We start from the raw sequence: 10,437 nt of genomic DNA, 5'->3' as shown, positions 1-10,437 counted from the left end.
TGCAACAAGGCCGTCTGTAGATGTGCAATCTGATCCTTCGTCGTGCACTGTCACCACGACGCGTCGCCAACACCAGAGAAGTCGAATACCAACACCGGGCCATTGACCTCGGGAGAAGTCCCTGTAGCCCGCTTGCGGGCCGAATCCGTGGCCCGGGCAGGGTTCGGTCCGCAAGCGGGCCTTCTACCGGCCGCCCGGCCACGGCCCGTGTTTCCTAGGAGTGGCAGTTTTTGTCTTTCGCCCCTTCACTTTGAAAGTGTCACGGAGGCAAAGGGCAAACCCCTTCATGCCACCACGCCCTGAAGACTCTGCGAATTCGGACCGCACAGCGCCGCCGGTCAGAAAGACCTGTTCGAGCTGAGCCTTTCGGCAAGCCCAAGGCAAACGGAAAAAAGCGCCCGGCGATCAACCCCGTTTGCTATGCCGCCTTCCGGCGTCAGAGTTTCATCCGCACGCCCGCAAAAATGCCCATTCTCAAGCCCTGGCCCGCGGCTTCATGCGGAAGCTGATGCCCATGCGGTTGATCGCATTCATGGCGGCGATGGTTAGCGTCAGGTCCACCAGGTCCTTTTCGCCGAACATGGTCAGCGCGGCCGCATAGGCCGCATCGGAGGCGTGTGTTTCGCTGACTCGCGTCACTTCCTCGGACCAGGCCAGCGCTGCGCGCTCCTGCTCGGAGAACAGATATTCCGCTTCGCGCCATACCGGGATCAGCGCCAGCTTTTCGACGGACATCCCTTCGGCGATGAGGTCGCGGGTGTGGATGTCGATGCAGTGCGCGCAGCCGTTGATTTGCGAGACGCGGAGGAAAACGAGGTGCGTCAACGAGCTGGGCAGTGCGGTGCCTTTGGTGACGAAATGGTGCAGGCCGGTCATCGCCTTGCCGCCCTCGGGAGAGGCGTGGTACCAAACAGCGCGATCCATGGGTCGAGGTTCCTTGAGTGAAAGGAGTTGTGGGGGCCGACATGGCCTCCCTGGCCCACAAGACGTTTGGATCGATGACGCTGTGACAGGGGGGCCGGCTTGGGACCCGCCCAGCCCCTACAGCCGCTGCCCCAACCCCGGCACCGCAGACTGCCGCACCCCGCGCTCTTCCTCGCGCCATCCCGGGTGACGGTGTCAAATCTTGCCCTTTGCCCCTGACTTTTATTGTTTCCACGGGGAGGCAAAAGGCGAGACGCCACCAACGTGCAGGCGCGTCTCCACAAATACCGGGCGGCATCCCGGCAGGCGTGGATGCCCGCCTGCGCGGGCATGACGGGAAAATATTCCAGCTTCAGCCGAAAACTTGAATCAGGCCAGGCCGTCCACCCAGTTCTCCAACAACAGCCCGGGCACCCGTTCGAATTCACCAAGGTTGTTGGTGACCAGGGTCAACCCTTCACTGCGGGCATGGGCCGCGATGTGCAGATCGTTGACGCCAATCGGCCGCCCCGCCTTTTGCAGCGCAGCGCGGATGGCGCCATAGTGGGCCGAGGCCTTGGCAGAGTAGGGCAGTATTTCAAGCAAGCTGGCGAACTCTTCCACCACGGCGAGGTTTTGCGCGACCTTGGCGCTCTTCTCGGCACCGTGGTAGAGCTCGCTCAGTGTGATGGACGAGAGGGCCATGCGGCCGGCGTTTTCGTTGAATACGCCCATCAATTCGATCGGACGCCGCTTGATGACGTAAATGGCGATGTTGGTGTCGAGCAGGTACTTCAGCATTTCGGGGCGTCGATACCAGTCAGAAGCCTTCGCGGTCGGCCTGCTGCTGGGCAGCACGCTCAGCCATGAAGTCCTCGGACACTTGCGGCCCGCTCAGGAAGAACTCGTCCCAGGTGTGACCCACCGGCGAGATGATGCGGTCCACGCCACGGGCGCGTACCTGCACTTTCTTGACGCCTTCCGGCAGACGTACGTCCGCTGGCAAACGCACGGCCTGGGATCGGTTGTTGGTGAAGACGGACGAAATGCTCATCACGGACCTCCAGATGGGATATGGCAGCAGTATATGCCGCCCCCTGGCGGGGCCGCCGATGGACAGCGGGATTCCAGTGGCCGCCGACCATTCATTTGAACCCGCCCAGCTCCTACAGCCGCTGCCCCAACCCCGGCACCGCGGCACGCCGCGCCCCGTGCTCTTCCTCGCGCCATCCCGGCGCCGGCTCGCGTGCCCGGGGTGCCGGCGTCTCCGCCTTGTCCTGCGCCAGCCATTCGGCCTGCGAGAAGTACCCCGCCAGCCCATGCCTGCGAAAGGCGCCGAAGCCCAGCCGGGTGCGGATGCCCGCGGCCCCGGCCCGCGCCAGGACCATGTCGAACACCTCCTGCTGCGTCATCGCCCGCGCCAGCAGCTGCCCGGGCTGTCCCGCCGCGTTGGCGCGCCACACGAAGGCGAGCGGGGTGCCGGCCAGCCCGCTCTGGCGCACGTAGGCCAGCAGCCAGGCCGTCACCTCGCGGTTCAGCCCCAATTGAAGCGGCGCGGGGCCGTCCTCCTCCTGCACGCTGAAGCGCGCCCCGCCCCGGGGCTCGAACGCCACGTCGCCCACCCGCAGCCGCAGCGCGGCCCGGGCGCTGCAGCCGCTCACGCTCATCACGCCGATGAGGGCGCGGTCGCGCAGCCCTGCGGGCGTGCCGGTGTCGATGGCGTCGAGCAACCGCCGCGCCTCGACGGTGTCCAGGGACGGTGCCGGGCCCCTCATGCCGGCACCCCGGCGTCCAGCTCGGCGTGCGCCTTCTCGAACTCCAGCCCCTCCACCGCCTCGCGCAGCCGCTCGAAGGCGGCCGTGTCCAGCGCCTGCCGCAGCCGCGGCGCCAGCGCCTGGAAGGCCGCCTCGGCGCCCAGGTCCTGGCGCGACAGCCGCTCCAGCAGCTCGGCCACTTCGGCGCGCGCCAGCGCGGCGGGCGCTGCGGTCGGTGCGGACGCGCCACCGGCCGGCGCCGCCGCGTCCGCCAGCAGCGGCGCCGCGGCCACGCGCAGCGCGCACAGCGCGTCGGCCAGCCGCTGCACGCCGGCCTCGGCTTCGGCCAGGTCCGGCTCGGCGGCGCGCAGCGCCGTCTCGATCTGCCCGGCCGCGGCTTGCAGCACCGTGGCGCCCAGCTGCGCCGCGCCGCCGCGCAGCCGGTGCATGCGCGCCGCGAAGCCCGCGGCGTCGGCGTGCAGCCGCTGCCGCGCCGCCTGCGCGTCGTCCAGGTCGCCGTACTCGGGCAGCAGCCGCGCCAGCAGCTTGCGGAACAGCCCCAGGTCGTGCGCCAGGCGCAGTGCTGCGGCGGCGGTGTCGATGCCCTCGATGTGAGGCCAGGGCGTGGATGCCCCGGCCGAAGCTGCGGCTGCGGCTGCCGGCGCCGACGCTACCCGGGCCGGGACCGGGGCCGACAGCGCGGCCCGCGCCGCGCGCGCCGCCGGCCGCGTCCCGGCATGGCGCCGGATCGCCGCCGCCAGCACCTGCGGCTCCAGCGGTTTCGTGAGGTAGTCGTTCATGCCGGCCTCGCGGGCGCGCTCGCGCTCGCTCACCAGCGCGCTGGCCGACAGCGCCAGCACCGGCAGGTCGCGCAGCGCCGGCTCGTTGCGCAGTTGCCGCGTCGCTTCCAGGCCGTCGAGCACCGGCATCTGCATGTCCATCAGCACCACGTCGCAGGCGCCGGGGTCGGCGCGCAGCTGCCGCAGCGCCTGCAGCCCGTCGGCGGCCGTGCTCACGGCCGCGCCCTGCAGCTCCAGCACCCGCCGCGCCACGTCGCGGTTGATCTCGCTGTCGTCCACCACCAGCACGCGCACGCCGGCCAGCGCCTGCGCCACCGCAGCGGGCTCGGCCGCAGCGCCGCGCGGCGCGCCGGCACCGGCGCCGGCCTCGGCCACGCCCAGCACCACCTCCACGCGGAACACGCTGCCTTCGCCGGCCACGCTCTCGGCCTCGGCCGTGCCCTCCATCAGCTCGGCCAGGCGGCGCACGATGGACAGGCCCAGCCCCGTGCCGCCGTAGCGCCGCGTGGTGCCGGCCTCGGCCTGCGTGAAGGGCGAGAACAGCTTCTTCAGCGCCTCGGCCGGAATGCCGATGCCGCTGTCGCGCACCTCGAAGCGCACCCGCACCCGGCCCGGCCCGGCCGGCTGCGCCCGCAGCGCCAGCGCCACGCTGCCGGCCTCGGTGAACTTCAGCGCGTTGGACAGCAGGTTGACCAGCACCTGGCGCAGCCGCGTGTCGTCGCCCACCAGCACCGGCGCCAGCGCCGCGGCGGCGCCGTCCGCGTCCACGCGCAGTTCCAGCCCCTTGCGCTGCGCCTGCGGGCCGAACAGGTCGCGCATCTCCTGCAAGAGCGCGCGCAGGTCGAAGGGGCGCGGCTCCAGCGCCATCTGCCGCGCCTCGATCTTGGCCAGGTCCAGCACGTCGTTGACCACGGCCAGCAGCGCGCGCCCGGCGACCTGGATGCGCGCCACCGACTCGCGCTGCTGCGCCTGCAGCGGCGACTGCTCCAGCAGGTACGCCAGCCCGATGACGGCATTGAGCGGCGTGCGGATCTCGTGGCTCATGTGCGCCAGGAACTCGCTCTTGGCGGCGTTGGCCGACTCCGCGGCGAGCTTGGCCTCGCGCAGCGCCGCGGCCACGGCGTGGCGCTCGGTGATGTCCTGCAGCGCGCCCACCAGCCGCACCGGCGGCCCCTGCGGGTCGTCGGCGTCGTACTCGGGCTCGCCGACGATGCGCACCCAGATCGAGCGCCCGTCGCGCGTGGTGAAGGGCACCTCCATGTCGTAGGGCTTGCCTTCCTCCATGGCGGCCCAGATGGCGGCCTCGACGCGGTCGCGCGCCGCGCCGGGGTAGCAGGCCAGCGCCTCCTCCAGCACCGGCGCGTAGCCGTCCTCAGCGCCGGCGATGCGGCGCAGCTCGTCGGTCCACTTGTAGACGCCGCTGTGCAGGTCGAGCTGCCAGCCGCCCACGCCGGCCACGCGCCCGACGCGGTCCAGGAACAGCCGGCTCTGCTCCAGCGCGGCGGTGCGCTCGGCCACGCGCCCCTCCTCGTGCTGCAGCAGCTCGCGCAGCCGCGCCTCGGCCTGGCGCAGCTCGTCGATGTCGTGGCTGGCGCCGATCCAGCGCCGCACCCGCCCGGCGTCGTCGAGCACGGGCACGGCGCTGGCGTGGAACCAGCGCCAGCAGCCGTCCTGGCGGCGCAGCCGGTGCTCGCTGCGGAAGGGCGCGCCCGTGGCCACCGACTCGCGCCAGGCCGCGGCGAAGCCCGCGCGGTCGTCCGGGTGCACGAAGGCCAGCACGCTGCGCCGGCTCAGCAGCGCCGACGGCGGCTCGCCGGTGAAGTCGGCCCAGCGCTGGTTGAGGAAGTCCACCGCGCCCGCGGCGTCGCAGCCCCACACCAGGTTGGGCAGCCGGTGCGCCATGTCCTGCCACTGCCGCTCGCTGCGCGCCAGGTCCTTGAACGCCGCCTCCTCGGCCGTGACGTCGGAGAGGCTGGCCACCACGTAGCGCTGGCCGTGGAACGGCAGCGGGCTCAGCCGCAGCGCGGCCGTGAACTCGCTGCCGTCGCGCCGGCGCGCGGGCAGCCCGGCCTGCACCCCGATGCTGCGCGCGCGCCCGTCGTAGCCGGCGCGCATCGCGGCATGCCCGGCCTGGTGCGCCCGGCCCACCAGCCGGTCCACGTTCAGGCCCACGAGCTCGTCCATGGGATAGCCGAACAGCGCCGCGGCCGCGGCGTTGGCGCGCACGATGCGGCCCCCTTCGTCGGCGACGAGCAGCGCCTGCGGCGAGGCCTCGACGATGGCGGCGGTGAAGCGCTCGGCCTCGCGCTGCAGCTCGGCGCGGCGCCGGCGCAGCTGCAGCAGCTGCGCGCCGACCCCGGCCAGCAGCGTGCTCAGCGCCGCCAGCGCGGCGGCCACCAGGGCGCCGTCGGCCAGGCGCTCGCTGGCGGCCAGGCCTGGCAGGGCGTGCGCCTCCAGCGTCCAGGTGCGGCCGTAGAGCTGCAGCTGCGCGTGCCGGCGCGGCTCGGCCTCGCCCGGCTCGGCGGCGCGCCAGCCCGGCGAGGCGTGGAAGACCCGGCCCTGGGCGTCGTCGCTGAGCGCGTAGGCGAACTCGTCGCGGGTCACGCCGCGGTCGGCCAGGATGTCGGCCACCACCAGCGGCGTGGAGGTCCAGCCCAGCAGCGCGGCCTCGCGCGCGTCCGGCGTGTCCGGCACGGCGTTGCCGCGGTAGACGGGCAGCATCAGCACCAGCCCGCCCGGCTCGCGCTGGCGCAGCTGCATCAGCGCCACCGGCGCCGTCAGGCGCGGCTCGCCGCTGCGCGCGGCGGCGCGGGCGGCCTGGCTGCGGTCCGGGTCGCCCGTGATGTCCAGCCCTTCCACGCCCTCGTTGGCGCTGAGGGGGTAGAGGTACTGCACGATGAAGTGGTCGCCGCCATGGCTGCGGTGGTCGGCGATGCGGAAGCCCGGGCGCCCCTGCGCGCGCATCCAGCGCTCGAAGGCCGCTTCCTCGCCCGGCGCCACGCGGCGGATGAAGCCCAGGCCCAGCGCGCCGGGGAACTCGCGCTCCGGGTCGCGGCTGCCGTACACGGCCTCGAACTGGAGCCGCGTGAGGCTGTCGCCGCCGGCGGCCAGGATCGCGCCGCGGGCGCCGCGCAGCCCGCTCTCGTGGCGCATGACGCGGGCGCGGATGAACTCCAGCTTCTCGTCCACCAGCGCCTGCAGCCGGGCCTCGCGCACGGCCAGGTCCTGCACGTGCACGTGCCAGCCGGCCAGCGCGCTCAGGGCCAGGGCGAGCAGCCACAGCGCCGGCAGCCAGCGCCGCGGCAGCCGGGTGGGCAGCGTCTGCAGCAGACCAGTGGCGGACATGGCGCGTGCCGCCTTGCGTCAGGCGGTTTGCGCCAGGCCGGCGCGGGCCAGCGCGGGATTGAAATGCCAGGCCCGGGCACGGCCGGCGGCCTTGGCGGCGTAGAGGGCCTGGTCGGCCTGCTCCAGCAGCGCCGCGGCGGCCGCGGCGCGGTCGAGCACCTCGTCCTCGGGGCGCAGGCAGGCCACGCCGATGCTGGCGCTGACGTGCGCGGCGCTGCGCGAGGCGGCGTGCGGCAGCCCGCGCACGGCCAGCGCGTCGAGCACGCGCGCGGCGACGGTGTCGGCGCCGGTGGCGTCGGTCTCGGGCAGCAGCAGCGCGAACTCCTCGCCGCCGTAGCGCGCGGCCAGGTCGTCGGGGCGGTGCACGCTGGCGCGCAGCGCCGCGGCCACCTCGCGCAGGCAGGCGTCGCCCGCGGCGTGGCCGTAGTGGTCGTTGTAGGCCTTGAAGTGATCGACATCGACCAGCAGCAGCGACAGCGGCCCGCCGCGGCGCAGCGTGCGCGCGCACTCGCGCTCCAGCCGCTCGTCGAAGACGCGGCGATTGGCCAGCCCGGTGAGGGCGTCGCTGCGCGCCAGGGCTTCGAGCTCGGCGGTCATGCGGCGCAGGCGCAGCTGCATGTCCACGCGCGCGCGCACCACGGCCGGGTTCACCGGCTTGGCGATGAAGTCGGCCGCGCCCAGGTCGAACACCGAGGCCTCGACCTGCGGATCGTCGTGGGAGGTGATGAAGATGATGGGCGTGGCGGCGAAGCGGGCGTCGTTCTTGAGCGCCTTGCAGACCTCGAAGCCGCTCATGTCGGGCATCTCGGCGTCGAGCAGGATCAGGTCCGGCGGCTCCTCGGCGGCGCGGCGCAGCGCGTCGTGGCCGGAGCGCGCGAAGCGGCGGTTGGGATATTCCGACAGGATCCGGCTCAGCGCCTGGATCATGCCGGTGTCGTCATCGACGAAAAGGATCTTGTCTGCGCGCGCTTGCACGGGGAGTGTGGGGCGGTGAGCCTGCAGTGGACCCGCCGGGCGCGGCAGGTGGTCCTTCGCTCATCGGCGCGGCGGCGCGGGCGGTGTAGGGGGGAAGGGGCGATTTCCACAATTTCGACACAGTTGGGGCGGGGGCGGGACGGCGCATGCCGCTTGCGCTGCTGTCGGGACGCCGGGTCGTTCTCCACTTTCCGCGGACAGCAGCGGACTTTCGCCAGATGACGGATCGGGGCAGGGCGCGAAGCGTCGTGGCTGATGGGTAGCCGATGCTCTGGCTTCGATGGACAGTTGCGCCGTCTTCCATCAGACAACGAGGTGAGACATGTCGCGCGAGCGCCATCCCGCCGTCTACATCGTCGCCAGCCGCCGCATGGGAACGCTGTATGTCGGCGTCACGTCCGACCTGATCCAGCGCGCGTGGCACCACCGGCAGAAACTGGTCGATGGCTTTGCGTCCCGCTACGGCGTTCGCAGGCTGGTGTACTACGAACAGCACGCCACCATGGGAGCGGCCATCACGCGGGAAAAGCAGATCAAGTGGTGGCGCAGGGCCTGGAAGATCGAACTGATCGAGACAAGCAATCCGGAATGGAAGGACCTGTGGCCTTCGATCCTGGGGACCGGCGAGCGTTGAGCCGGCCCATGGCATTACGACAGCACGGGCGCCCCGCCCGCTGCCACGTCATTCCGGCTTTCGCCCACTGCTGTCCGGGGAACGTGGAAAACGACCGGCATCCCGACAGCACGGGCTCCCGCCTGCTACTTCGTCATTCCGGCGAAAGCCGGAATCCACGAATGCCGGGGTGCCTCGCTGGCTGGCGCCGGCACATGCCGACGTCAGCCGTTCCACCGCCACGGTGCGCGTGGATTCCGGCTTTCGCCGGAATGACGGATCGGGGTACGAGGCCTCGTGGCTGACGGGATGCCACACGTCCGGATCTCCCCGCGCAGCAATTCACCTGCGAGAAGACGGCGAAGTGATGGGCACACTGTTGCAGCACTCAGCCGATGCGCCCTCAACCTCCCCCAGCCCAACCCCACCCCTCACTACCCCCCATCCCGCCCCTGCACCTGCCCCACGCACCCCCGCGCCTGGCGCCACATGCGCTCCACGCCCAGCGCCGAGAGCTGCCAGCTGCGCGCCCAGCGCGTGCCGTCGGGCAGCAGCTCCAGGGTGCGCACCGGCGGCTCCGCGCTGGCCTGGGCCGCGCTGCCCAGGCTGGCGCGCAGCGCGGCCGCGCCCTGCGCCAGCCGCGCCTCGGCCAGCGCCGCGGCCGCGCTCTGCGCGGGCGAGGGCACGCCCGCCGGCAGCAGCGCCTCGAACCACGCCGCCCCGTCCCGCGCCGGACAGCTGGGCCGCTCGGCCACGCGCGGCGCGCGCTCCGGCGAGGCGCAGCCGGCCTGCGGCTGCTGCAGCGCCAGCTCCGCGGCCGTGGGCGGACGCTGGTCCAGCGCCGGGCACCAGTCCTCCCCCGGCTGCGCCGGCACGGCCGGGCGCAGCACCAGCACCTGCGGCACCAGGTGCTCGCGCAACCAGGCGCGCTGCGCCCCGTCCAGCGCGGCGCAGCGCGGGAAGAGGGCGCGGTCGGCCGCGCTCGGGGCCGCGGCCAGGCAGCGGCCCAGGGCGTGCAGCAGGTCCAGCGTGGTCTGCGTCGCGCCGGGGTCGGCCAGCGCGCCGTCGTCGAGGTGGCCGCAGGTCTGCAGCGGGCTGGCGTCCAGGCGCTGGCCCGGCGTGCGCGCCTCGTCGCCGCGCTCCAGGCAGCGCGCGCGCGGCGCCTGCAGCGCGCCCGCCGGGTGCAGCAGCGGCACGCGCGCGGCGTTGTGCGCGGCGGTGCCCAGCGGCAGGTCGCGCCCGGTCAGGCCGAGCTGGTCGCGCGCGCCGGGGAACTGGCGCCAGTCGATGCGCAGGTCGCTGGCGATGGCGCGCTCGCCGCTGTCGGCCCAGCGCGCCTGCAGCAGCAGCCAGGGCACGTGCGTGCCGCCCGGCGCGGCTTCGAGCTGGCGCAGCCGCGACGCCATCAGGCCCTGCCGCAGCGCGGGCGCGCCCGACTCCAGCGCCTGCTCGAACCAGGCCGCGCGCGTCAGGAAGCCGCAGCCCGGCAGCGTGCACCAGCGCGTGGGCAGCAGCGCCGCGAGCACGTCCTCGAACAGCCCGGCCGACAGCAGCGGCGACACCAGGTCGGCGCGCGCCAGCCGCTCCAGGCAGTCCTCGTCGATGCGCCCCTCGGCCGTGCAGCCGCGCAGCAGCGCCGCGCCCAGCGCGGCGCCGGAAACGCCGGTGACGGCGAAGGTGCGCCGCGGCAGCGCCGGGTCGCGCTGCGCCAGCTGCTGCAGCGCGAAGGCGGTCCAGGCCGCGCCGCCCATGCCGGCGCCCTCGGCCGCGACCAGCGTCACGCGCAGCCCGCCCTGGGCGTCCGGTGCCAGCGCGGGCCGGCAGGCGCCGCCCGCGGCGCGGCCGCCGGGGTCGGGATGGCACAGGCCCAGCAGCCAGTCGGCCAGGGCGAAGTCCAGCGTCGGGCGCGCGTCGGCCGGCAGCACCGCGCTGGCCCGCGCCGGCGGCCGCGGCGAGGCCGCATCGTCGGCGGCGGCCAGCACCCCGCCGAGCAGCAGCGCCAGCGCCGCGGGCAGCAGCGCCGACCAGCCCGGCGCCGCGCGCGGCG

The 10,437-nt window shown here is 73.5% G+C and carries 8 protein-coding genes; 1 reads left to right on the top strand and 7 read right to left on the bottom strand.

The window, feature by feature from the left end:
• Positions 1-474: 474 nt before the first annotated feature.
• The 6 genes from FJ694_RS35215 to FJ694_RS35190 form a co-directional block, all read right to left on the bottom strand.
• Positions 475-924: a carboxymuconolactone decarboxylase family protein gene (locus FJ694_RS35215; protein WP_157272178.1), complete on the bottom strand. Its 450-nt coding sequence runs from the start codon at positions 922-924 to the stop codon at positions 475-477.
• A gap of 369 nt (positions 925-1,293) precedes the next feature.
• Positions 1,294-1,704: a type II toxin-antitoxin system tRNA(fMet)-specific endonuclease VapC gene (vapC, locus tag FJ694_RS35210; protein ID WP_157272177.1), complete on the bottom strand. Its 411-nt coding sequence runs from the start codon at positions 1,702-1,704 to the stop codon at positions 1,294-1,296.
• Positions 1,705-1,723: 19 nt separating this feature from the next.
• Positions 1,724-1,957 carry a type II toxin-antitoxin system VapB family antitoxin gene (gene vapB, locus FJ694_RS35205; RefSeq protein WP_157272176.1) on the bottom strand — a complete coding sequence of 78 codons (234 nt, stop codon included), beginning with the start codon at positions 1,955-1,957 and terminating at the stop codon, positions 1,724-1,726.
• Positions 1,958-2,069: 112 nt separating this feature from the next.
• On the bottom strand, positions 2,070-2,678 hold the full coding sequence (locus FJ694_RS35200) for a site-specific integrase (protein ID WP_157272175.1): 609 nt from the start codon (positions 2,676-2,678) through the stop codon (positions 2,070-2,072).
• Positions 2,675-6,802 (bottom strand): CHASE domain-containing protein, encoded by a 4,128-nt coding sequence (locus FJ694_RS35195; RefSeq protein WP_157272174.1) that lies wholly within the window; start codon positions 6,800-6,802, stop codon positions 2,675-2,677. Before FJ694_RS35195 ends, FJ694_RS35200 begins: the two co-directional genes overlap by 4 nt.
• A gap of 18 nt (positions 6,803-6,820) precedes the next feature.
• The gene (locus FJ694_RS35190) at positions 6,821-7,777 is read right to left on the bottom strand and encodes a diguanylate cyclase domain-containing protein (protein ID WP_198321171.1); all 957 of its coding nucleotides are present in this window, start codon (positions 7,775-7,777) and stop codon (positions 6,821-6,823) included.
• 322 nt (positions 7,778-8,099) lie between these two features.
• Between FJ694_RS35190 and FJ694_RS35185 the strand changes: the two genes are divergently transcribed.
• Positions 8,100-8,411, top strand: a complete 312-nt coding sequence (locus FJ694_RS35185) for a GIY-YIG nuclease family protein (protein ID WP_157272173.1) — start codon at positions 8,100-8,102, stop codon at positions 8,409-8,411.
• A 413-nt stretch (positions 8,412-8,824) separates the two neighbouring features.
• On the opposite strand, the gene FJ694_RS35180 is transcribed toward FJ694_RS35185, so the two are convergent.
• A partial coding sequence (locus tag FJ694_RS35180; RefSeq protein WP_375140299.1) for a hypothetical protein occupies positions 8,825-10,437 on the bottom strand: 1,613 nt, incomplete at its 5' end.

This window comes from Azohydromonas aeria, from assembly GCF_009760915.1.
Lineage (GTDB): Bacteria > Pseudomonadota > Gammaproteobacteria > Burkholderiales > Burkholderiaceae_C > Azohydromonas > Azohydromonas aeria.
Note: the sequence above shows the minus strand (reverse complement) of the source record. Positions and strands in the feature narration are given on the sequence as shown.

Coding starts and splice junctions, on each gene's coding strand:
- FJ694_RS35195 (WP_157272174.1), bottom strand. CDS start 6,802: ATGTCCGCCACTGGTCTGCTGCAGACGCTGCCCACCCGGCTGCCGCGG.
- FJ694_RS35185 (WP_157272173.1), top strand. CDS start 8,100: ATGTCGCGCGAGCGCCATCCCGCCGTCTACATCGTCGCCAGCCGCCGC.
- FJ694_RS35215 (WP_157272178.1), bottom strand. CDS start 924: ATGGATCGCGCTGTTTGGTACCACGCCTCTCCCGAGGGCGGCAAGGCG.
- vapC (WP_157272177.1), bottom strand. CDS start 1,704: ATGCTGAAGTACCTGCTCGACACCAACATCGCCATTTACGTCATCAAG.
- FJ694_RS35200 (WP_157272175.1), bottom strand. CDS start 2,678: ATGAGGGGCCCGGCACCGTCCCTGGACACCGTCGAGGCGCGGCGGTTG.
- vapB (WP_157272176.1), bottom strand. CDS start 1,957: ATGAGCATTTCGTCCGTCTTCACCAACAACCGATCCCAGGCCGTGCGT.